The organism is Alphaproteobacteria bacterium (genome assembly GCA_015231795.1).
Classification (GTDB): domain Bacteria; phylum Pseudomonadota; class Alphaproteobacteria; order Rhodospirillales; family WMHbin7; genus WMHbin7.
Map to the genome: position 1 here is coordinate 38,658 of JADGAX010000011.1, position 21,644 is coordinate 60,301.

Below are 21,644 nucleotides of genomic sequence, written 5' to 3' on the forward strand. Positions count from 1 at the left end.
GCGGGAATGATACGCGTGATCCAGGCCATGGCGGGCGCTCAGTTTGGCGGCGCCGAGGCGTTCTTCGTCCGCCTGGCGATCGGCTTGCACAACAAGGGCCTCGATCAGCGCATCATCATCCGCAAACATCCGGCGCGCGCCGCCTTTCTGCGCGATCACGGGCTTGAGGTGATCGAACTGTCCTTCGGCGGACGCTTCGACTTCAAGACCCGCTTCGCCTTCAAGAAGGCGGTGGCCGAGTTCAAGCCCAAGCTGGTGCTGACCTGGATGAACCGCGCCACCCAATTCTGCCCGGATGGCGATTTCGTGCATGTCGGTCGGTTGGGCGGCTATTACGATCTTAAATATTATCGACGCTGCAAGCATCTGATCGGCAACACCGAGGATATCGTCGACTATCTGAAGAAGGAAGGCTGGCCAGCCGAACGCGCGCATTATCTGCCCAATTTCGTCTCGGCCGAGAACCTGCCGCCCATCGACCGCAAAAGCCTGTTCACGCCGCCGAACGCCCCGCTGATTCTCGCCTTGGGACGGATGCACAAGAACAAGGCCTTCGATGTTCTTCTGAAGGCGATGGCGCAGGTGCCCGACGCCTATCTGTGGCTGGCGGGCGATGGCGAGCTTCGGGCCGAGCTGGAAGCCCTGGCCCAGCAGGTGGGCGTCAAGCCGCGGGTGCGCTTTTTAGGATGGCGCGACGACGTGGCGGCTCTTTATGCAGCCGCCGATATTTTCGTTTGCCCGTCGCGCCACGAGCCTTTGGGCAATGTGGTCATCGAGGCCTGGGCGCAGGCCAAACCGGTGATCGCCGCCGACAGCCTTGGCCCTGGCACGTTGATTTCGCATGGCGAGAATGGGTTGTTGGCCCCGGTGGACGACGCCTTGGCGCTGGGCAAGGCCATGCAATGGATGATCCGCAACCCCGAGGACGCCAAACGCATGGCGGATGCGGGCCGGCAGGCCTATGAGGAACAGTTCACGGAAGGAGCCGTGGTCGAGCGCTATATCGAATTCTTCGAAAGCGTGACCGGGGGGGCTTGATGTGCGGCATCGCTGGCATCGCAACGCTTGACGGCAAGAATCCCGATCCATCCGTTCTGGATGGGCTGGCCCAGGCGCTGGCCCATCGCGGCCCCGACGGCAGCGGGCGATATCTGGATCACGGTGTCGGCTTGGTTCAGGTGCGTCTAGCCATCATCGATCTGGAGGGCGGGCGTCAGCCCTTGCACGAGCCGGGCGGGGCCGTGCTGATCGGCAACGGCGAGATTTACAACTACCGCGAACTGGCGGCCGATCTGCCGGATGTAGTTTTTGCCACCGCGTCCGACTGCGAACCGCCCCTTCATTTGTGGCGGCGCGCCGGAAACGGCTATGCCCAACGCCTGCGCGGCATGTATGCCCTGGCGATTTTCGATCCCGCCTCAAAACGCCTGACCTTGTCGCGCGACCCTTTCGGCATCAAGCCGCTTTACTGGGCACAAACGCCGCAAGGTTTCGTTTTCGCGTCCGAAGCCCAGGCGCTGGTCGGCGCCGGGCTGATTGAAGCCAGGGAAAATCCCCGCGCCAGGGCCGAGCTTTTGCAACTGCAATTCACCACTGGAAGCGAAACCATCTTTCAGGGCATCAACCGTTTGCAGCCCGGCGAGACGCTGGTGATCGAGAGGGGCCGCATCGTCGAGCGCCATCGCCTGAACGCCCTGCCGGCGGGCGGCGTCGTCAACAAGTCGCAAGACGCTCTCTTGTATGAACTTGACGCGGTCCTTTCCGAGAGCGTGTCCTTTCATCAGCGCTCAGATGTGCCTTACGGCATGTTCCTGTCGGGCGGCATCGACAGTTCCGCCCTGCTGGCCTTGATGGCGCGTTTGAACGAGCGTCCGGTGCTGGCTTTCACCGCCTATTTTCCGGGGACCAAGGCCAAGGACGAGCGCGGCTATGCGGCGCGCGTGGCCAAGGAATTGGGGGCCGAACGCATCGACGTCGCCTTCGGCGAAGAGGATTTCTGGCAACTGTTGCCCGCCGTCGCCGCCGCCATGGATGATCCTGCCGCCGATTACGCCTGCCTGCCCACTTTCAAACTGGCCGCCGAGGCCAGAAAGCATGTGAAGGTGATCTTGTCGGGCGAAGGCGGCGATGAATTGTTCGCAGGCTATGGGCGTTACCGACAGGCCATGCGCCCCTGGCCCTTCACGAGGCGCATGCGCCGTCATGGCGGTTTCGACAAGCTGGGCGTGCTGAGGGAAAATCCCGACCGTTGGCGCGACGGCATTGCCCAGGCCGAGCGCGAGCAGGCGTTGGATGGGCGCACGCGCCTGCAAATTGCCCAGGCGGTCGATTGCGACGCCTGGCTGCCCAACGATCTGCTGACCAAATTGGATCGTTGCCTGATGGCGCATGGCGTCGAGGGGCGGGTTCCCTTCCTTGACCCGGCGGTGGCGTCCTTCGCCTTTCGTCTGCCGGATCGCATGAAGGTGCATAAGGGGATGGGCAAATGGATCCTGCGCCGCTGGTTGGACAAGGTTCTGCCGGTGGCGGGCGCTTTCGAGAAAAAGCGCGGCTTTACCGTGCCGGTCGGCGACTGGATCGCCGCCAAGGGACATATTCTGGGGCCGCTAGTGGCGGCTCAGCCTTCCATCCAAGCGCTTTGCCATCCCCATGAGGTGGAAACGCTGTTCCGTCATGCGGGCAAACAAGGCTTTGCCGCCTGGACGCTTCTTTTCTATGCTCTGTGGCATGGACGGCATATGCTGGGCCATCGCCTTAAGGGCGACGTTTTCGACAGCCTGGATGCCATGAAATGTTCGACCTGATCGTCAAGGGCGGCATCGCCGTCACCCCCAACGGCACCGAAGAAGCCGACATCGCCATCAAGGATGGGCGCATCGCGGCCATCGGGTCGCTGGACGCCGGTCGGGCGGAACAGGCGATCGACGCCAAGGGACTGCATGTGCTGTCCGGCGTCATCGACACCCAGGTGCATTTGCGCGAACCCGGCATGGAACATAAGGAAGACCTGTCCACCGGCACGGCTGCGGCGGCGCTGGGCGGCGTAACGGCGGTTTTCGACATGCCCAACACCAAGCCTTCAACCACGACGCCCGAGGCTTTGGCCGAAAAGCTGAAGCGCGCCCAGGGACGCGCCTGGGTCGATCACGCCTTTTATCTGGGCGCGTCGCCCGACAATGCCAGCCAGCTTGGCCAGTGGGAAAGCCTGCCCGGTTGCGCTGGCGTCAAGGTGTTCATGGGGTCCTCCACCGGCTCGCTGCTGGTCGACGACAAGCAGGTGCTGCTGCAGGTCGCCAGAAACGGCAAGCGGCGCATGGCCGTGCATGCCGAGGACGAGGCGCGCTTGAAGGAGCGCCGCCATTTGGTTGATGGCGACAAAGCTTCGCCCGCCCTGCATCCTTTGTGGCGCGACGAGGAAACCGCCCGGCTGGCCACGGCGCATCTGTTGGAAATCGCCCGCCAGGCCAACCGGCTTGTGCATGTTTTGCACATCACGACGGCCGAAGAGTTGGAAATCCTGGCAAACTACCGCGATGTCGCCAGCGTCGAAGTGACGCCTCAGCACCTGACCCTGGCCGCTCCCGAATGCTACGAGCGCCTGGGCACTTATGCGCAGATGAATCCGCCCATTCGCGAGGCCCGCCACCGCGAGGCTCTGTGGAAGGCGGTGCGCCAAGGACTGGTCGATTGCCTGGGGTCGGACCATGCGCCGCATACGCGCGAGGAAAAGGACAAACCCTATCCGCAAAGCCCGTCGGGCATGCCGGGCGTGCAGACGCTGGTTCCCCTGATGCTGGACCATGTGAATGCCGGGCGCCTATCGCTCGAACGGTTCTCGGATCTGACCAGCGCCGGTCCCGCCCGCCTGTTCGGCTTGGCGGCCAAGGGACGCATCGCGCTGGGCTATGACGCCGATTTGACGCTGGTCGATCTGAAGGCGAAAAAGACCATCACCAATCAGTGGATCGCCAGCCGCTGCGGCTGGACGCCCTTTGACGGAATGCAAGTCACTGGCTGGCCGATGGCGACTTTGGTGCGCGGCCAAGTGGCGATGTTCGAAGGCCAGCTTCAAGGCCAGCCGATGGGCCAGCCCTTGCGCTTTTCTGGATGTTAAGGCTAGGCCCGCCCCGCCTCAGTTTCGTCATTCCCGCCTGGAATCAGGAACGTTTCCTGGCGGCCTCGCTGGGCAGCGCGCTGTCGCAAACCGTGCATGCCATTGAAGTGATCGTGGTCGACGACGCCAGCACGGACGCGACGGCGCATATCCTGGAAGCCATCGACGATCCCAGGCTGGTCACCTTGCGTTCGGAAACGAACTTGGGGCCGGGTGGCGCAAGAAATCTGGGGCTGGAAGCGGCGCAGGCGTCCATCGTCGCCTTTCTCGATGCCGACGACATGGCGGCGCCCGAACGGGCCGAACGCCAATTGGCCTTTTTCGACTCCCATCCCGATCATGTGCTGGTGGGATCGGCTTATGGCGTGATCGATCAGAACGACAATGTGCTGGGCGTCGAGCGCCCCGCCTTGCTTGAAGACGCCGATCTGCGCTTTTCGTCCCTGTTCCTAAGTCCCGTGCATCTGACCACGTCGGCCATCCGGGCCGATGTCGCCAGGGCGCATGACTTGCGTTTTCCGACAGATTCGAAAATCGTCGAGGATTATCGCTTCGTCTCAAGCCTGATCCGACATGGTAAGGTTGCGAACCTGCAAGAGGTGCTGACCTATTACCGTCGCCACGACGCCATGACGTCGCGTCTGTTCGAGCAAGAAGGCTGGCAGAGTTTCGCCGAAGCGTCGGCGGCCAATATCCGCGCCCTGGGCGTCGAATGCGATGGTCCCTTGGCGGCGCGCCTGACCCAGGCGCATTTGGCCAAATTGCAGGGTTTGGAAACCGATCCTCTGCTCGATCAGCTTTACGAAACGCTCAAGGCGCTGCACGCATCGCAAGCAGCGCCCTAAGGGCCAGCGCCATGTTGGCCATGGGCGCGTTCCAATCGTACATCTGTTCTTGGCGGAACAGCTTCATCGACGGGTACCAGGGCGATTCCTTGCCTGCGTCGCCCCAGCGCCAATCGCCGCCCAGGCGCAGGCCAACCCAGCAGGGCTTGTTCATGGCGCCGCACAGATGGGCCAGCGCCGTGTCGGGCGTAATCACCAGATCGAGATATGAGACGACGGCGGCGGTTTCGGAAAAGTCGGTCAATTGATTCGTGAAATTTTCGACCTGGGGCGGCGGTTCCCGCCCGGCGCCGGTTTGCAGCGATATGAAACGGACGCCTTCGACGGCCAGCAGCGGGGCCAGGGCTTCCAGGCCGTACGAGCGTCTGTCGTCGGCGGGATGTTCCGGATTGCCCTTCCAGGCCAGGCCAATCTTGAAATCGCTTCCGCCCAGGCGCAAACGCCAAGCCTCAATGCGCTCGGGTTCGGCCTGCAGATAGGGCGGCGTTGGGCCGAACACGCCGAAAAGACCGGCCAGCGACATCAGGGGAATATGGCGCTCGGCCTCGACCGGGTAGCCCAGGGCCAAGACGTCGATGGCGGGAAAATTGTGCTTCAGCAGCAAGACCAGTTCGGGATGAACGAGAAGAATCACCTTCCTGACGCGCTCGGCGACGGGGGTCAGATAGCGGGCGAAGTGCAGGGCGTCGCCGATCCCTTGCTCGGCCCAGACGCAAAGCGTGCCGTCGAAGGGCAAGCCGTCCCAAAGCGGCGCTTCGACGGGGGGCTGCATGGCTTGCGTCAGCAGAAGCCTTGTTTCGAACAGGCGAAGGCCTTGCTTCCAGTCACCCTGTCGCAGCAGAACCAGCGATTTGTTCCAAGCGCCCTGGAGCGAAGCGGGGTCCAGTTCCAATGCTTCATCAAGAATGGCCTTGGCATTCGCGGTTTGACCAAGATCGAGCAGGATCGATCCCAGGCTGACCCTGCTGTCGGCGCGCTTGGGGTCTATCTCGATGGCGTCCAGGAAATTCTGCGCGGCTTCAAGCGGGCGTCCAAGCGTCGCCAGGGCGTTGCCCAGATTGTGTCTGGCATCCGCCGAGGCGGGATCGAGAACCGTCACCATGGCCCAGGCGATGGCGGCCTGCTTGCTGTCGTTGCGGGCGTTGGCGGCCTCGGCCTGTTTGACCCAGCCCATCAGTTCAGACATCGAGACTCCTTAGTCGTTCGGCGATGGCGGACACGGGAGTTGCCCAGTCGCCAGCCTTGGGCTGGCGGAACAACGTGACCGAAGGGTACCATGGCGAGCCGCTTCCTTCCATCAGCCAGCGCCAGTCGGGAATGAAGGGCAAGAGCAGCCATAAGGGTTTGCCAAGCGCCCCGGCCAGGTGAGCGATGGCGCTGTCCGACGCCACGATCAGGTCCAGCGCCGCGACAAGGGCCGCCGTTCCATCGAAACCGGTTCCGACATCCGGGTCTTCCTCATTGCCGAAATCGATCGGCCCTTCGCTTAGCTTATGAAGCTGCTCGCGCCCGATGCCGCTTTGCAGCGAGGCGAGCCGAATGCCCGGAACGTCGAGCAGGGGCAGCAAGGGGGCCAGCCCGGGCGAGCGTCTGCGGTCGGCGTGATAGCCGGGATTTCCTTGCCAGGCCATTCCCACCCAGGGACCTTGCCCCAGTCCCGCCAGCCTTTTCTTCCAGTTGGCGACGCGGGTCGGGTCCGGCGTCAGATAGGGGCCGGATTCCAGGGGCGCGCCCAGGAAGTGCGGCAAAGACATCAAGGCGACATGGGCGCTGGACCGGGGCAGCGGCTGACCCTGCTCGACGATGGTGACCGAGGGAAAAGAACGGGCGAACAGGCTGGCCTGCTTGGGGTCGGCTTCCAACACGATTTCTCCCGCCAGCGAAGCCAATTTGGGAATGTAGCGCACGAACTGGAAGCCATCGCCCAATCCCTGCTCGGCATGGACCAGCAACGTGCCGCCATGGGGCAGGGGCTTCCCATCCCAGGCCGGACAGCCGAAATCGCGCCTTGGCGTCGTGAAATTGGACATGTCCCAGCGCCATTCCGCTTCCTCGAATCCTTCCTTCCATCGGCCCTGCAGGAAATGGATGGTCGCCAGATTCCAGCGCGCTTCGGCAAAATCGGGTTGGCTTGCGATCGCTTGGCGCAGAGCGTCTTCGGCAAGGTCAAGCCGTCCCTGTTCCTTGAGCGCGATGGCCAGATTGTTGGCCAGACGCGCATCTTGCGGCGCTTGCTGGTGCGCCATGGCGAACAGACCGGCCGCCATTTCGAAATCGTCGGCGGCCATCGCCAGATTGCCCAGATTGAACAGGGCGGGCGCGTGGCCGGGGGCGACGTCGAGCGCCTTGAGGTATAGGGCCTGAGCCGCCGCCTGATCGTGATGGGCCAGTTTCACATTGCCCTGCATGACCAGCGGCAAGGGATTCTCGGGATCGAGCAGAGCGGCGAAATGCAGCAGATTCTCGGCTTCGTCGAAGCGCAGCTTGCGCATCAGCAACTCGGCCAATGCGGTCATGGCCGCGGGGTCGTTTTCGTCGATGGACAGGTAGTTGCGCCAAGCCATGATCGCTCCATCGACGTCGTTGATGGCGGTCATGGCCAGGGCCAGTCCATAATGAGCCTGCTTGGAATTGGGATCGATCAGGGCCGCTTTTCTGAAATGCGCGATCGCCTCGCCATCTCGTCCCAGCGCCGCCAGCGAGCGGCCCAGCCCCAGGCGGATATCGAAATCTTCGGGCGAGAAATCGTAGCCGTTGCCGAAGAAATCGAAGGCCTGAGCGGGCTGTCCCAGCTTGAGAGCGATCTGGCCCAGGCGAGACCAAGCCTTGGGCTGGCGGGGATTGGCGCGCAGTTGCGCCCAAAAGGCCGCCTGGGCCTCCATCAGTTGCCCAGCCTCAAACAGCGCTTCGGCAGCGGCAAGTTTGTCGGTCATGCGAAGAAAGTTAGCCGATCAGCGGGGCTGGCGCTACCCACCAGCTGGGCTGGCCGACCGAGAGGGACCGGGCGGCCGTTCTGGCCTCTTCCTCGTGGGCGAACAGGCCAAAACAGGTGGCGCCGCTGCCCGACATGCGGGCCAGCAGACAACCGTTCTGGGTTTCCAGGGCTTTCTTGACGTCGGCGATGGCCGGAACCAGCGAGATGGCGGGTGGGGCCAGATCGTTCCTGCGCTCGCGCAGCAGGCGGACCAGATCGTGGATGCCGTTGGGGGCGGTTTCGAAGGTGGCGGGGGCCGAGAAAGGACCGCTGCGGGCCTTGAAGACCGGCGGGGTCGCCAAGGGAATGCCGGGATTGACCAGCACCAGCCAGGCTTCGGGAAGACTGGGGGCCGGCGTCAGCTTCTCGCCGATGCCTTGCATGAAGACGGCCTTGCCCTTCAGGCAGACCGGCACGTCAGCGCCCAATTTCAGGGCCAGCGACAAAAGCTGATCGTCGCTGGGCTTTAAGTGCCACAGCCGGATCAGCGCCTTCAGGGCGGCGGCGGCATCCGCCGATCCGCCGCCGATGCCCGACGCGATGGGCAGCGACTTCTCGAGATCGAGGCAAGCACCTGTCTTGACTGCGAACATGTCGGCCAGCAGCTTGGCCGCCTTCATGACCAGATTGTCCGGCTCGTTCTGCAAGCCCTTGGCCATCGGACCTGACAGCGTCAGCGACAAGTCGTCGCTTTGCTTGGCCAGCACGCGATCGCCGACGCCCGCAAAGACGACCAAGCTGTCCAATTCATGATAGCCGTCGTCGCGCCGTCCCACGACATGCAGATACAGATTCAATTTGGCGGGCGCGAATTCAGAAATCACGAATGAAAATCACTTCTTGCCGTTGCGTCCGTTCGGACCATGTTCAAGTTTGGCTTTGGCCGCTTCGGCGACCTCGGGTTCCGGATCGAAGATCAGGGTCTTCTTCCACTGGAAGCGGGCTTCGTTCCTGCGGCCCACGGCCCAGTAGACATCGCCCAGATGATCGTTGATCACCGGGTCCTCGGGCTGCAACTCGATGGCGCGCTCCATGAAGCGCACGGCGCCCTTCATGTCGTTCAGGCGGTACAGCACCCAACCCAGGCTGTCGGCGATATAGCCGTCGGTGGGGCGAAGATCGACGGCGCGTTCGATCATCTTGCGGGCCTGAACCAGATTGGTGCCCTGTTCGACCCACGAATAGCCAAGATAGTTCAGCACATAGGGCTGCTCGGGTTCGAAGACCAGCGCTTGCTTGAAGTCGGCCTCGGCCTTCGGCCATTGCTTCGAGCGCTCATAGGCGATTCCCCTGGCGTACAGGATGGGCCAGTGGCGCTTTTCCAGGTTGCCGATGCGCTGAATGGCCTTGGTGTAGGAATCTGCGGCGGCTTCGAACTTTTTGGCCTGACGCTGAATGTCGCCCAGGCTGATCAGGGCGTCATAGCGCTGGGGGCGCTCGCTCGACAGTTGCTCGAGCAGCTTTTCGGCCTGATCCACCTTCTTCAGGCGGTTGTAGTTTTCCGCCTGACGGATGCGTACCGGCCAGGAGGCGGGATCGGATGTCGGTATGGTTTCGTAGACGGCGTTGGCATCGTCAAGCCGGTTCATGTCTTCCAGAATGCCGCCGATCAGCACCTTGAGCAGGGGAAAATCCGGCTGTAGCCCCTGGGACAGGCGGCAGAGCATCAGCGCCGTATCGGCGGCCCCCGCCTGCTTAAGCGAAGCTGCGGCGCCGAACAGGGCTTCGGCCATGCCTTCCGAGGCTTTGGAGATCGGCTTGCCGCCCTTGGCGATCACTTCGGCTTCGGCCTGTGGGTCCAGCATGGCCGAATCAGGATTGTCCGTCCGATAGCGTTCGAACAAGGCCTGTGCTTTGTCCTTTTCGCCGCGCGCCAAGTGGAAGGCGCCAACCACGCGCACGGCGCGCAAGGTCAAGCCAGCGGGACTGGCCAGGGTGCTTTCGTAAAGATGGGCCGCCGCCTGGGTGCGCCCGGCCAGTTCGTTGATCAGCCCGGCGTGAAAGCCGTAAAGCGGAGCCAGCGCGCTCGATTCCTTCAAGGGGGCCAACGCCGTCAGCGCCTTGTCGGTCTGGCCGTCGCCGTAATAGGACCAAGCTTCCAGCAAGGGGATCATGAAACTATTCAAGCCGCGGCGCGGCTGGGTGGAAAGCCTGGACGCGGCGCGGGCGAAGTCGCCCTTCTTGGCGTCGCGCACGGTCAGGATGTAGACGGCCGGCCCCGCCTCGGGATCAAGCGAAATCAGCCGCTCGGCCAAGGCTTCGGCCCTTGCGGTGCGTTCCTCGGCCATCATCAGCACGCTGGCCCGGGTCAGCAACTCGACATTGTTGGGGTCCTTGCTTAGCGCCTGATCGTAGGAACTGGCGGCCTCTTTGGTGTCGTGCTTACGCGTGGCGTGGCGCGCCGCCAGATACTGGCCCGATCCCGATTCGCCCACCAAGGTCGGCCCGTATGCGGATGTGGACATGCCCGCTTCGGTCGTAACGCAAGCCGAAAGCCCCAGGATCAGGGGAGAGGCCAGCAGGGAAAAGCGCATGAAGGACGTCATCTAAACTCCGAAAGGAAGCAAAAGCGCTGGCTTACATATTGGGATAATTCGGCCCGCCGCCACCCTCGGGCACCTTCCAGACGATATTTTGCGTGGGATCCTTGATGTCGCAGGTTTTGCAATGCAGGCAATTCTGGGCATTGATGACCAAGCGGGGCTTGCCCGATTCGCCATCGCGCAGGATTTCATAGACCCCAGCCGGGCAGTAACGGGTTTCCGGCGAATCGTAAAGCGACAGGTTGACCGAAATCGCTACGTCGGGATGTTTCAAGGTCAGGTGCGCCGGTTGGTTTTCCTCGTGGTTGGTGTTCGAGATGAACACGCTGGAAAGCCGGTCGAAGCTGACCAAGCCGTCGGGCTTCGGATAGTCGATCTTCGGCCAGTCCTTGGCTTTTCCCAATTGGCTGTGATCGGCTTTGTGATGCAGGGTCCAGGGCGCCTTGCCGCCCAGGATATAAGTGTCGATGGCCGAATAGGCCAAGCCCGCCCACAAGCCGTAATGGAAGGCGGGGCGGATGTTGCGCACCTGCTTCAATTCGTCCCACAGCCAGCTTTGGCGCAGCGCTTCGGGATAGGCGATCACTTCAATCCCGTGGCTCTCGTCATGGGGGCGGGTGAGCGCTTCGAAGATGGCCTCGGCGGCCACCATGCCCGACTTCATGGCGGTATGCGATCCCTTGATCTTGGCGACGTTCAGGAAACCCGCCGCGTCGCCCACCAGCACGGCGCCCGGAAGGGTTAGGCGCGGGATGGACTGCAAACCGCCTTCCGACAGCGCCCTGGCGCCGTAGGCGATGCGCCGCCCCCCCTCGAAGGTGGGGCGGATGGACGGATGGGTCTTGAAGCGCTGGAATTCCTCGAAGGGCGACAGATAGGGGTTGGGATAGTCGAGGCCGACCACGAATCCCACCGCCACCTGATTGTTTTCAAGGTGATACAGGAACGAGCCGCCATAGGTGTTGGCTTCCAAGGGCCAACCGATGCTGTGCATGATGTGGCCGGGACGGTGTTTGGCGGGATCGACTTCCCACAGTTCCTTGATGCCGATGCCGTAGGTCGGCGGATCGCTGTCTTTCCTTAGGCCGAACTCTTCGCACAATTGGCGGGTCAAGGAACCCCGGCAGCCTTCGGCGAACACCGTCTGCTTGGCGCGAAGCTCGACGCCCCTGGTGAAATTGGCCGTGGGTTGTCCATCCTTGCCGATGCCCATGTCGCCGATGGCCACGCCCGCCACCGAACCGTCGTCCCTGTACAAAAGCTCGGCGGCGGCGAATCCGGGATAAATCTCCACCCCCAGCTCTTCGGCCTGGCTTGCCAGCCAGCGCACGACGTTGCCCAGGCTGACGATGTAATTGCCCTTGTTGTGCATCGAAGGCGGGGTCGGCAGTTGGTAAGACTTCGACGCCGTCAGGAAAAGGAAACGGTCCTCCCCGGCCGGGGTCAGAAGGGGGGCACCCTTGTCCTTCCAATTAGGGATCAGTTCGTTCAAGGCCCGGGGTTCCAGAACCGCGCCGGACAAAATGTGCGCCCCCGCCTCGCTGCCCTTTTCGATCACGCAGACCGACAGTTCCTGGCCCTTTTCAAGACAAAGCTGTTTCAGGCGAATGGCCGTGGCCAAGCCGGATGGGCCCGCGCCCACGACCACCACATCGAATTCCATCACCTCGCGTTCCATGGCGCGTCCCCGTTAGCAACTTTACCGAAAGGGTATTGGAGGGCTTTTCCGCCCCCGGTCAAGACCTGTTTCAATTCCCGATATGATGCTAGCTTGTCGCCATGAATGCAATCGAAGCCGCCATGCCCCCCTTTGAGACCCTGCGCTGGTACCTGGACGCTGGCGTGGACGAGTGCGTGGGCGAGGTGGCGGCCAACCGTTTTGCAGCCCTTCCGGCACCCACAGCCCCCCCCGCTTCCTTGGCGGCGCGCCAGCCAGTCGTGTCCGAAGTCCGGCCAGCTTCTTCCAAGCCTGCGGCTGCGCCGCCGCGCCCCACCGCCCCCAGCATCGCCGCCGGAGCCAAGACGCTAGACGAGTTGAAGACGGCATTGCTGTCGCTGGAAGGCTGCGCGCTCAAATCCACCGCTACTCAGTTGGTTTTTGCCGACGGCAATCCAGAAGCCAAGGTGATGTTCATCGGCGAGGCGCCCGGCGCCGACGAGGATCGCATCGGCAGGCCCTTTGTCGGCCAAGCGGGGCGGCTGCTCGACAAGATGCTGGGTTCGATCGGCCTTGACCGAGACAAAGCCTATATCACCAATCTGCTGGTCTGGCGTCCACCCGGCAACCGCACGCCCACCCCACAGGAGGTGGCCTTACTGCTGCCCTTCCTGGAGCGCCATATCGAACTGGTCGATCCCGAACTGGTGGTGCTTCTGGGCGGTACGGCGGCCCAGGCCGTGCTGGCCAAGTCCGAGGGCATCACCAAGCTGCGCGGCAAGTGGTTCGATTATGCGACACCCGGTCTGGTGCGCCCCGTCCATGCCCTGGCCACCTTCCATCCAGCCTATTTGTTGCGCCAACCTGCCCAGAAACGCGAGGCTTGGCGCGATCTGTTGATGTTGCGACGTAAGCTAGACGAGCTTGGCGTCTGAATAATAACGGTGAATCGTCCTTATCCACAGGAAAGACTCTGCCCTGGGGCGCTTTCCCTTGCCCGTCCAGGGGGGATCAGTTACGAGTCCCGGCCATGACCTGGACCGACCGGATAGAACAAGCAGTTCCGGCAGTGGTCCGCGTTCTGGCTTTGGTGGCTCTGTTTGCCGCCCAAGACGCAAGGGCAGATACCTTGCGGGACGCGGCGCCGGTCACCGGTGATGGACAGCCAGTGAGAACGGCCTCTGTTACGGGTGAGCTTGAACGATTAGGCCGAGTAACCAGCCTGCCCGAAATTCTTTCGGCGGAGGATGCGCAGCGCTATGCGAACGCCGTCTCGTTTCAAGAAAATGGTAGTTGGGCCGCCGCCGACAAGGAATTGGCGCGGGTAACCGATCCCATCTTGAAGGGCACCTTGCTGGCCGACCGTTATCTATCCGGCCGCTACAAGCCCAAGGCTGCGGAAATCAAGGAATGGATGGCCAAATACGCCGACCATCCCGACGCGACCCTGGTCTATAAGATGATGGGCAAGGGGGCTGCGGCTGTTCGCGGCGTCAAGCGTCCGGTGCAGACCGGCTATCTGCGCGGCTTCTCGGAAGGTTCCGGCATCGACGAGGAAGTCGGCTCGTGGAAAGTGGCCGAGAAGAAGTCCGACAAGCCCTTGTCGGCCAAGGAACGCGCCCTGGAAAAGTCCTGGAGCGGCGATTTCCGCAAGCAATTGCGAAGCGGCGAGGTCGATCAGGCGCGCCGTCTGCTTGAAAGCCCCAAGGCGCGCCAGCTTCTGGACGACGTTACCTATGACGAAGCCAGAATCGCTTTAGCCACCGGCTATTTCCTAAGAACCCGCGACGAGGACGCGCTGGAGCTTGCCAGCCAGGCCGCCCAGCGCTCGGGCGACGAGGTGCCGGGCGCCCATTGGATCGCGGGCTTGGCCGCGTGGCGTCTGGGGCGCATCGAGAATGCCAGGATTCACTTCGAAACTCTGGCCAATCGCGAGAATGCGCAGCCTGGCCTGATGGCCGCCGCCGCTTTCTGGGCGGGCAGGGCCAACCTGACGCTCAAGCGTCCCGAAATGGTCGATTACTGGTTTACCATCGCGGCCAGTCAGCCGCGCAGCTTCTATGGATTGCTGTCGCATCGCATGCGCGGCCTGTCGATCCGTTTCGAAGATTCGAACGTTTTGTTCACCGAAGATGACGCCGCCCTTTTGATGAACCATGCCGGGGCTAGACGCGCCTTGGCGCTGCTTCAAGTTGACGAGACCGAGCAAGCCGAACGCGAATTCAGGAAACTGTATTCTGGGGCGACGCCCAGTCTGGCCAAGGCGTTGCTGGGCGCTTCCAAACTGGCTGACATGCCGGGGCTGGCCATTCGCCTTGGCGGCGTGATGAGCGACCGCGACGGGCGCATGCATGATTCGGCCCTGTATCCCCTGCCGCCTTGGAAGCCGGATGGCGGATGGCGGATCGACCGCGCTCTGGTTTATTCGCTGATGCGCCAGGAATCGGCCTTCAACCCGTCGGCCAAAAGTCGGGCCGGCGCCAAAGGGCTGATGCAGTTGATGCCCGCCACGGCGCGGCTGGTCGGCGGCAAGGCGGGCGCCAAGCAGGTCATGGACCCTGAAACCAATATCGAGCTGAGCCAGCGTTACATCCAGAGCTTGCTGAAAGACCCGGGCATCGACGGCAATCTGTTCCTGCTGGCCGCCGCCTATAATGGCGGGCCGGGCAAGGCCCTGCGCTGGGAGCGTCAGTCGGACCATCGCGACGACCCATTGCTGCTTTTGGAAAGCATTCCGTCTCGCGAAACCAGGGCTTATATCAAACGGATCATGTCCAATCTGTGGATGTATCGCGCCAGACTTCGCCAGCCCAATCCGGAACTGGACATGCTGGCGGCAGGCGAATGGCCGATCTATGCCGGTCTCGACGCCCTTCCGGCAACGGTTTCAAGCCGCTAATTTTAGTATCCGCTTCAACTTGGCGTCATGGATGCCCAGCTTGTCCATGCAAGCCAGCGTCGATTCGAGATATTCGTAGGCGCGGCCCTTTTCGCCCAAGCCGTGGCGAATGCGCTGGGCGGCGTCTTCTTCCTTCAGGCGGCAATATTGCGGGTGGTCGCGTTTGGCCACGAAAGCCAGGGCCATGACCTGCGAGCCATCCTGAAGGCGCGTTCTCAAATGGCGCGGTTCGTAGACTTCGGTCGGCATTTCGCGTTCATGCAGCATGTCCGACACGATCTTTTCTTCGCCCCGCTTGACCAGATGCGCCAATCCCTGGCACGAGCCGCCCAGGTCAAGTCCCATGACCAGACCAGGATTCTCCATGGTTCCGCGATAGCGGACGGACAGAATGCAAAGCGCTCGGTGGTAGCCGTTGATCCAGGCGGCGCTGGTTCTTTCAGGCTGAAAGCCGGGATACCACATCAGCGAGGCATAGGCGAAAACCCAAAGCCGCTCCGCCATCGCGCTCAGGCCCGGTTGGCCAGCGCCACGCCCGCCGCCACCACGCCCATGCCGAGAAGCGCAATCCAAGACAGGGTTTCGTCGAACAGGAAATAGGCGATCAAGCTGGTGGCCGGAGGAACAAGATAGAAGAAGCTGGCGACCTTGGCGGCAGCTCCGGCGCGGATCAGGCGGTAGAGAAGCGTGATGGCGCCGACCGACAAGACCAAGCAAAGCCAAGCCAGAGCGAAAATGAACTCGCCGCTCCAGGTGATGACGCGGGTCTCCAGCGAAAAGGCCATGACGGCCATGGCCGTCCCGGCGGCCGCATATTGAATGACGGCGCCGGTGCGCAGGTCCATGCCCGAGCAGTGGCGCTTTTGGTAAAGCGTGCCCAGAGTGATGCCGACCACCGCGCCGATGGCCCAGGGCAGGCCTGCAAAGCCCACCGAACCGGGATGCACCTTCTCGGCCACCACCAAGATCACGCCCAATAGGCCTAGGATAAGGCCCGCCCACTGTTTGGGCCGGACGCGCTCGCCCAGGATGGGGCCTGCCAGAACGGCGGTCAGCAGGGGCTGCAATCCGCAGACCAGGGCGGTGATGCCCGCCCCCAAACCCAGCGAAATGGCAGCGAACACGCCGCCCAGATAGACCCCGTGGACCAAAAGGCCCGCCAGGGCGATCCGGCCTGCCAGAAGGGGCGAGCCGGGCCAGGGGGCGCGCATGACCAGGGCCGTCAGCGCCATCAGGGCGGTGACGATGATGAAGCGGGTCAGCAGGAAGGTGAAGGGTTCGGCATAGGGCGCGCCCATCTTGGAGCCGATGAAGCCTGTGCTCCAAAGCAGAACGAACAGGCCTGGCGCTATGGCGGCCAGCATGTCGCTTTGGCGGTCCTTATGATCGTTCATGGCGCCACTCTAGACCCGGCACGATCCGGGCGCGAGGCTTTTACAAACCGGAGAATTTGGCCGGGATTGGCGCTTGCGTCCCGGACTCTCCTATGGCAATGTGCGCGCCCTGCGTACCGGACGCTGCTGTAGCTCAGTGGTAGAGCACTCCCTTGGTAAGGGAGAGGTCGTCAGTTCAATCCTGACCAGCAGCACCAGTTTTCTTGCCGCGCGGCGGAAAATATGGCGCAATAAGTTATGACCGGCACGCACCAACTTTCCATGGCCTTCGTTCTTGAAAGTCTGCGCCGTCGCCGAAATCGGCCCGGAACGGTCGCCGCCGCCGCGAGCCAGGATGGCACGCCGACCTTGCGCCGACACCGGGGATATCCTTGAGCGATCCTTCCGGTCTTTCCCTCCTGTTCGACAGACGGCAATTGAGGCTCCAGCGCCTAAGGGCGATGGCTGGCTTTGACGCGCATGATTTCCTGTTTCGGGAAGCGGCCCAGCGGCTGGCCGACCGGCTTTTGGACATCCGGCGCGATTTTCCCCTAGCCTTCGAATTGGGGGCCAAGGGAGGGCTGATGGCCAAGGCCCTTCGGGGTGGCGATGGCGGGCGGGTTGGCCGCTTAATCTCGCTGGATATGGATGCGGCCCTGCTGGCGTCCGATGGACCGGGAATCGTGGCCGATCTTGAATTGCCGCCCCTGGCGCCTGCCTCGGCCGATCTGGTTGTCGGTTGCCTAGCGCTTCACTGGGTGAATGATCTGCCCGGCCTGCTGGCGCAAATCCGCCAAATTTTGAAGCCGGGCGGGCTATTTCTGGCGTCGATGCTGGGCGGCGGCACGCTGAGGGAACTGCGCGAGGCGTTCCTGCTGGCCGAAAGCGAGATATCGGGCGGCGCGGCACCCCGGGTCATTCCCATGGCCGACATCAAGGATTTAGGCGGCCTGCTGCAGCGCGCCCGATTCGATCAGCCGGTGGCCGACAGCGAGGTCCTGACCGCCGAATACGCCAACCCCCTGGCCTTGCTGACCGATTTGCAGGGGATGGGCGAGGGAAACGCCATGGTCCAAAGGTCGAGGCGGCCCATGACTCGCCAAGTGCTGCTGCGCATGGCTCAATTGTATCAGGAGCGCTTCTCGGGTCCCGAAGGTCGGGTTCCGGCCAGCTTCGAGATACTGACCCTGACCGGCTGGGCTTAAGATTCATGGCCTCAAAGGGGTTGAGCTTCCAGGCCGCCTCGACCATTATCAGCAGATGGAACGCGCAAGATCAGAAGCGGCCCGGGTCCGCATTCACACCTCCCCGGATTTCGAAGGCATGCGCAAGGCGGGACGCCTGGCGGCGGAGATTCTTGATTTCATTACGCCTTATGTGAAGCCGGGCGTCACAACCAGCGAGTTGGACCGCCTGTGCCACGAAAAGATCCTGGCTGCCGAAGCGATTCCGGCGCCGCTCAACTATCGGGGCTATCCGAAATCGATCTGCACCTCGGTCAATCACGTTGTTTGCCACGGCATTCCGGGCGACAAGGTTCTGATGCCGGGCGACATTTTGAATATCGACGTCACAGTGGTCCTGGATGGCTGGTATGGCGATTCGTCTCGCATGTATCCGGTCGGCGACATCGCCCTTAAGGCCAAGCGACTGATCGACGTGACCTATGAAGCCATGATGCGCGGCATCGCGGTGGTCAGGCCCGGCGCCACGCTGGGCGATGTCGGCCACGCCATTCAAAGCCATGTCGAAGCCAACCGCTGTTCGGTGGTGCGCGATTTTTGCGGCCACGGGCTGGGCCGCGTTTTCCACGAACCGCCCAATGTGATGCATTTCGGCCAACCGGGTCAGGGAATGGTGCTGGAAGAAGGCATGTTCTTCACCATCGAGCCGATGGTCAATCTGGGCCGTTATGAAACCAAAATCCTGGCCGATGGCTGGACGGCGGTCACCAAGGACAGGTCGCTGTCGGCGCAGTTCGAACATTCGATCGGTGTCACGGCGCAAGGCTTTGAAATCTTCACCCTGTCGCCCGCCGGTCTCGACCGACCGCCCTATCCGGCCTGACGCATGTCCGAGCCATCGGACAAGAAGACGCCCCATTATCACGGACACCGTGAACGACTGCGCAAGCGCTTTCTGGACAGCCAGGGCGAGGGCATGCCCGATTATGAAATTCTGGAACTGTTGCTGATGGCGGCCTTGCCGCAGCGCGACGTCAAGCCGCTGGCCAAGGACCTGATCGCCCGTTTCGAAAGCCTTTCCGGCGTGCTGACGGCCAGCCCTGAGGAATTGATGTCGGTGCCCGGCATCAAGGAAACCGCCTGCACGGCTCTGAAGGTGGTGCAGACGGCCGCTGTGCGCCTATCCAAGGCGGTGCTGCTGGACAAGCCGATCATCGCCAGCTGGGATCGATTGATCGATTACTGCCGCACCGCCATGGGCCATGACAAGGTGGAAAGTTTCCGTATCTTGTTCCTGGACCGCAAGAACCGTTTGATCGCCGACGAGGCGCAACAGCGGGGCACGGTCGATCATACGCCGGTCTATCCGCGGGAAATCGTGAAGCGGGCGCTTGATCTGGGCGCGTCGGCGATGATCCTGGTGCATAACCATCCATCGGGCGACGTGACGCCCTCCAAGGACGATATCGCCATGACCAGAAACATCCGCGAAAGCGCCGAGAAGTTGGGCATTGCCTTATTCGACCATCTGATCGTTTCAAGGTCGGGCGAGAGCAGCTTTAAAGCCATGGGGTTGTTGTGATGATTAGGGCCGCACATGTTTTTCTGTTGCTGGTCTTGCTGCTGGCGGGCTGCGCTTCTGGCGATCCGTCGCCCTATCATTCCGGAAAATTGCTGGTGGCCAGGCCCGGCATGTCGCCCAATCTGTTCTCGCATTCCATCGTGCTGCTGATGAATCATGACGAGCAGGGCGCTTTCGGTTTCATTCTCAACCGTCCGGGCGGCGAGGCGAAGCTGGCCGACCTGCTGCGCGACCTTGACCAGAAGCTCCCCGACCCTATGCCCGCCAATCCAAGTCTTGGCATGTATTTGGGCGGGCCGGTCGAGATCGGCACCTTGTATCTGCTGCACAGCGCCGATCTGCCCAGCCGCGACACCATCACGGCCGCCGGGCGCTATGTTTTAAGCAAGCCTTTGGAAACCATGGGGCGCATGGCCGAAAGCGGGCAATCGCCCAAGCACGCCATTCTGCTGCTGGGCTATTCCGGCTGGGGGGCTGGCCAGCTTGAAAGCGAAATCGAGCGCGGCGATTGGGAAATTATCGATCCCAGCGACGATCTGGTTTTCTCGGGCCAGGCGGGCGAGGCTTGGCAGCGGGCCTGGGATCGGCGAGCGGTGGGATTGTGAGCAAGGCCTTTACCAAGGAAACAGACGCCGAAGATGAACTGCCCGAGGCCGAGCCTTTGCCGCAGGGCTTCAAGAATTACATGACGCCTGCGGGCTATGCGGCGCTGGAGGCCGAGTTGCGCCAGCTTGGCAAGGTCGAACGGCCCAAGGTGGTCGAGATCGTCTCCTGGGCGGCGGGCAATGGCGACCGTTCGGAAAATGGCGACTACATCTACGGCAAAAAGCGCCTGCGCGAGATCGACAAGCGCATCCGCTTTCTATTGAAGCGGATGGAAAGCGCCGTGGTGGTCGATCAAAGCCAGCAGAAGAAACGCGATCAGGTTTTCTTTGGGGCCACCGTCACCTATGTCAACGCCAGGGACGAGGAACATCGGGTGCGCATCGTGGGCGTCGACGAAGCGTCGTTGGAGAAGGGCGCGGTCAGTTGGATATCGCCCATCGCCAGGGCGCTGCACAAGGCCATGGAAGGCGACGTGGTGCAGTTGCGAACACCCACGGGAATGGAAGAAATCGAGGTGATCAAGATCGAGTATGTGGAGTAGGAAAGGCAAGGGCGCTTTGCAGCGCCCCAGCCTTCCTTGTGCTTGCGGCAGGGTCCATCTCATCGACCTGCATCACCATCTTATAAGAAGATTTTATAAAGTGGCTTCCACCACTCATCGCAGGTCGGGCGATCGCACAGCAAGAAGCTGTAAGAACGGTAGTTGACTGCAAAGTAGAACATCAGCATGGACAGGCCGACCCCTCGGCTCAACATTTTCCACTTGTCAGGGATTGGGCCGACAAGGATGCGATGCAGGACGCCGCATGACGCCGAAAAAAGCCAGCAGAGGATGAGAATAATCAAGAACCACGTCGCCACCCAACTGATAGAGCCAGATGTATTTCTTGGAACGATGAACATATCCCAAGACAGATATATCCACCCAGCAGCGTATGCGCCGATTTTGGCAATGATCAGCAGGTTGCCGAGGGCGCGTTGCAGCGCCCCCAGCTTTCCCTCCGCTCGCGGCAGGGTCCATCTCATCGCAACCCCCAGTCATAGAGTTGTTTCGCCAATTCCCTGCGACGCAACTTTCCAATCGCGTCCTCACCGGCATAATAGAAATGTCCGAGGTTTCTGCCTTGCTCATCCCCTATCCTTCGGTCCTCAACCAGCTTCGGCAAGGACATGACCAATTCGCCAGCCCCCATGCCAGCCCGGATGGGATCGCCCTGGCCTTCGATATCCTTCACGATGACCTTGCCGATGTTGGGATTGCTTTTCAGCTTGTTCAGGAACTCCTGGCTGACCGGCGTGCCGACCAGCACTAGGTGATCCACCTTGCCGCCAACGCTCGCATAATCGGCTGCCGCCTGAGCGGCCTGCAAGCCGCCATGCGAATAGCCGACCATGTTGAACTGCTTGCCATCCTTGCCGAATTGGGAAAAGTCGGTGTCGGCTCTGTCGCGATTGCGGCGCAGCAGGGTCAAGGGGGCATCGATCTTCTCGTGAGTTGACCATTTCGTTCGGTCAACCGCCTGGGTATTCACGACACCGTTTTCCTGCATGGCCTTCACCATATCGCCGATATAGGCGCCATCCATTCCGGCACCACCAAAATAATATGTTCCTTTGCGCGGCTCGTCCACAAAGGGCTTTGCCTTTGCCCTTGGACCCCAAAGTTTCTCGGCGAAGTTACCCCGGTCGGGATAGTCCGGGTTTTGCGGATTGGTCGAGATTTCGCCCCTTTCTCCGGGATCGACTTTCTGCGGCTCATCCGCCGATTTCATAGCTTCCCGCTGCCGCTTCTCAAACTCGGCTTTGTAGGCTTCGGCGCTGCGCCAATAGCTTTTCTCGAAGTCCGGATCGCTGAAGCGATTGGATT

General features: G+C 62.1%; 20 protein-coding genes and 1 tRNA gene. 12 read left to right on the plus strand and 9 right to left on the minus strand.

Features of this window, described 5'->3' with window-relative positions; genetic code table 11:
• The first annotated feature begins 6 nt into the window (after positions 1-6).
• From HQL44_16430 to HQL44_16445, 4 genes are read left to right on the plus strand one after another with little or no spacing between them, the layout of a single operon-like run.
• Entirely contained in the window at positions 7-1,038 is a 1,032-nt protein-coding gene (locus tag HQL44_16430) for a glycosyltransferase (GenBank protein ID MBF0270171.1), read from the plus strand.
• Entirely contained in the window at positions 1,038-2,804 is a 1,767-nt protein-coding gene (asnB, locus tag HQL44_16435; GenBank protein MBF0270172.1) for an asparagine synthase (glutamine-hydrolyzing), read from the plus strand. Before HQL44_16430 ends, asnB begins: the two co-directional genes overlap by 1 nt.
• Positions 2,792-4,114: a dihydroorotase gene (locus HQL44_16440; protein ID MBF0270173.1), complete on the plus strand. Its 1,323-nt coding sequence runs from the start codon at positions 2,792-2,794 to the stop codon at positions 4,112-4,114. The genes asnB and HQL44_16440 overlap by 13 nt, the downstream gene beginning before the upstream one ends.
• Positions 4,108-4,959, plus strand: a complete 852-nt coding sequence (locus HQL44_16445) for a glycosyltransferase family 2 protein (GenBank protein MBF0270174.1) — start codon at positions 4,108-4,110, stop codon at positions 4,957-4,959. Before HQL44_16440 ends, HQL44_16445 begins: the two co-directional genes overlap by 7 nt.
• Here the strand turns inward: HQL44_16445 and HQL44_16450 are convergent.
• From HQL44_16450 to HQL44_16470, 5 genes are read right to left on the minus strand one after another with little or no spacing between them, the layout of a single operon-like run.
• Positions 4,925-6,145, minus strand: coding sequence for a tetratricopeptide repeat protein (locus tag HQL44_16450; protein ID MBF0270175.1), 1,221 nt, complete (start codon positions 6,143-6,145; stop codon positions 4,925-4,927). The genes HQL44_16445 and HQL44_16450 overlap by 35 nt on opposite strands.
• Positions 6,138-7,892 carry a tetratricopeptide repeat protein gene (locus HQL44_16455; protein MBF0270176.1) on the minus strand — a complete coding sequence of 585 codons (1,755 nt, stop codon included), beginning with the start codon at positions 7,890-7,892 and terminating at the stop codon, positions 6,138-6,140. Before HQL44_16455 ends, HQL44_16450 begins: the two co-directional genes overlap by 8 nt.
• 10 nt (positions 7,893-7,902) lie before the next feature.
• A complete protein-coding gene (locus HQL44_16460) occupies positions 7,903-8,757 on the minus strand; it encodes a 4-(cytidine 5'-diphospho)-2-C-methyl-D-erythritol kinase (protein ID MBF0270177.1) in 855 nt (284 codons plus the stop codon).
• Positions 8,758-8,766: 9 nt separating this feature from the next.
• Positions 8,767-10,479, minus strand: coding sequence for a tetratricopeptide repeat protein (locus HQL44_16465; GenBank protein ID MBF0270178.1), 1,713 nt, complete (start codon positions 10,477-10,479; stop codon positions 8,767-8,769).
• 31 nt (positions 10,480-10,510) lie between these two features.
• Entirely contained in the window at positions 10,511-12,154 is a 1,644-nt protein-coding gene (locus tag HQL44_16470; protein MBF0270179.1) for an electron transfer flavoprotein-ubiquinone oxidoreductase, read from the minus strand.
• Between the two features lie 101 nt (positions 12,155-12,255).
• Here HQL44_16470 and HQL44_16475 point away from each other — a divergent pair, with 101 nt between their 5' ends.
• Positions 12,256-13,068 carry a uracil-DNA glycosylase gene (locus HQL44_16475; GenBank protein ID MBF0270180.1) on the plus strand — a complete coding sequence of 271 codons (813 nt, stop codon included), beginning with the start codon at positions 12,256-12,258 and terminating at the stop codon, positions 13,066-13,068.
• A 95-nt stretch (positions 13,069-13,163) separates the two neighbouring features.
• Entirely contained in the window at positions 13,164-15,032 is a 1,869-nt protein-coding gene (locus HQL44_16480; protein ID MBF0270181.1) for a lytic transglycosylase domain-containing protein, read from the plus strand.
• Here HQL44_16480 and HQL44_16485 read toward each other — a convergent pair.
• Together HQL44_16485 and HQL44_16490 are read right to left on the minus strand one after the other, a co-directional pair.
• The gene (locus tag HQL44_16485) at positions 15,021-15,536 is read right to left on the minus strand and encodes a gamma-glutamylcyclotransferase (protein ID MBF0270182.1); all 516 of its coding nucleotides are present in this window, start codon (positions 15,534-15,536) and stop codon (positions 15,021-15,023) included. The two genes, HQL44_16480 and HQL44_16485, sit on opposite strands and share 12 nt — an antisense overlap.
• Positions 15,537-15,541: 5 nt before the next feature.
• On the minus strand, positions 15,542-16,426 hold the full coding sequence (locus HQL44_16490; protein MBF0270183.1) for a DMT family transporter: 885 nt from the start codon (positions 16,424-16,426) through the stop codon (positions 15,542-15,544).
• Positions 16,427-16,548: 122 nt separating this feature from the next.
• Between HQL44_16490 and HQL44_16495 the strand changes: the two genes are divergently transcribed.
• The 6 genes from HQL44_16495 (at position 16,549) to greB (ending at position 20,318) form a co-directional block, all read left to right on the plus strand.
• A tRNA-Thr gene (locus HQL44_16495) sits at positions 16,549-16,623 on the plus strand.
• A 243-nt stretch (positions 16,624-16,866) separates the two neighbouring features.
• Positions 16,867-17,610, plus strand: a complete 744-nt coding sequence (locus tag HQL44_16500) for a methyltransferase domain-containing protein (GenBank protein ID MBF0270184.1) — start codon at positions 16,867-16,869, stop codon at positions 17,608-17,610.
• 55 nt (positions 17,611-17,665) lie between these two features.
• Positions 17,666-18,472, plus strand: a complete 807-nt coding sequence (map, locus tag HQL44_16505) for a type I methionyl aminopeptidase (GenBank protein ID MBF0270185.1) — start codon at positions 17,666-17,668, stop codon at positions 18,470-18,472.
• Between the two features lie 3 nt (positions 18,473-18,475).
• The gene (gene radC, locus HQL44_16510) at positions 18,476-19,171 is read left to right on the plus strand and encodes a DNA repair protein RadC (GenBank protein MBF0270186.1); all 696 of its coding nucleotides are present in this window, start codon (positions 18,476-18,478) and stop codon (positions 19,169-19,171) included.
• Entirely contained in the window at positions 19,171-19,776 is a 606-nt protein-coding gene (locus tag HQL44_16515; GenBank protein ID MBF0270187.1) for a YqgE/AlgH family protein, read from the plus strand. The genes radC and HQL44_16515 overlap by 1 nt, the downstream gene beginning before the upstream one ends.
• Positions 19,773-20,318 (plus strand): transcription elongation factor GreB, encoded by a 546-nt coding sequence (gene greB / locus HQL44_16520; protein ID MBF0270188.1) that lies wholly within the window; start codon positions 19,773-19,775, stop codon positions 20,316-20,318. Before HQL44_16515 ends, greB begins: the two co-directional genes overlap by 4 nt.
• Before the next feature lie 80 nt (positions 20,319-20,398).
• Here greB and HQL44_16525 read toward each other — a convergent pair whose 3' ends face one another.
• Both HQL44_16525 and HQL44_16530 read right to left on the minus strand, forming a co-directional pair.
• Positions 20,399-20,803, minus strand: coding sequence for a hypothetical protein (locus HQL44_16525; GenBank protein MBF0270189.1), 405 nt, complete (start codon positions 20,801-20,803; stop codon positions 20,399-20,401).
• A partial coding sequence (locus HQL44_16530) for an alpha/beta fold hydrolase (GenBank protein MBF0270190.1) occupies positions 20,800-21,644 on the minus strand: 845 nt, incomplete at its 5' end. The genes HQL44_16530 and HQL44_16525, both read right to left, overlap by 4 nt.

Coding starts and splice junctions, on each gene's coding strand:
- HQL44_16455 (MBF0270176.1), bottom strand. CDS start 7,892: ATGACCGACAAACTTGCCGCTGCCGAAGCGCTGTTTGAGGCTGGGCAA.
- HQL44_16490 (MBF0270183.1), bottom strand. CDS start 16,426: ATGAACGATCATAAGGACCGCCAAAGCGACATGCTGGCCGCCATAGCG.
- HQL44_16480 (MBF0270181.1), top strand. CDS start 13,164: ATGACCTGGACCGACCGGATAGAACAAGCAGTTCCGGCAGTGGTCCGC.
- HQL44_16500 (MBF0270184.1), top strand. CDS start 16,867: ATGGCTGGCTTTGACGCGCATGATTTCCTGTTTCGGGAAGCGGCCCAG.
- HQL44_16440 (MBF0270173.1), top strand. CDS start 2,792: ATGTTCGACCTGATCGTCAAGGGCGGCATCGCCGTCACCCCCAACGGC.
- map (MBF0270185.1), top strand. CDS start 17,666: ATGGAACGCGCAAGATCAGAAGCGGCCCGGGTCCGCATTCACACCTCC.
- HQL44_16515 (MBF0270187.1), top strand. CDS start 19,171: ATGATTAGGGCCGCACATGTTTTTCTGTTGCTGGTCTTGCTGCTGGCG.
- HQL44_16450 (MBF0270175.1), bottom strand. CDS start 6,145: ATGTCTGAACTGATGGGCTGGGTCAAACAGGCCGAGGCCGCCAACGCC.
- HQL44_16430 (MBF0270171.1), top strand. CDS start 7: ATGATACGCGTGATCCAGGCCATGGCGGGCGCTCAGTTTGGCGGCGCC.
- HQL44_16475 (MBF0270180.1), top strand. CDS start 12,256: ATGAATGCAATCGAAGCCGCCATGCCCCCCTTTGAGACCCTGCGCTGG.
- HQL44_16445 (MBF0270174.1), top strand. CDS start 4,108: ATGTTAAGGCTAGGCCCGCCCCGCCTCAGTTTCGTCATTCCCGCCTGG.
- radC (MBF0270186.1), top strand. CDS start 18,476: ATGTCCGAGCCATCGGACAAGAAGACGCCCCATTATCACGGACACCGT.
- HQL44_16470 (MBF0270179.1), bottom strand. CDS start 12,154: ATGGAACGCGAGGTGATGGAATTCGATGTGGTGGTCGTGGGCGCGGGC.
- HQL44_16485 (MBF0270182.1), bottom strand. CDS start 15,536: ATGGCGGAGCGGCTTTGGGTTTTCGCCTATGCCTCGCTGATGTGGTAT.
- HQL44_16525 (MBF0270189.1), bottom strand. CDS start 20,803: ATGAGATGGACCCTGCCGCGAGCGGAGGGAAAGCTGGGGGCGCTGCAA.
- asnB (MBF0270172.1), top strand. CDS start 1,038: ATGTGCGGCATCGCTGGCATCGCAACGCTTGACGGCAAGAATCCCGAT.
- HQL44_16465 (MBF0270178.1), bottom strand. CDS start 10,479: ATGACGTCCTTCATGCGCTTTTCCCTGCTGGCCTCTCCCCTGATCCTG.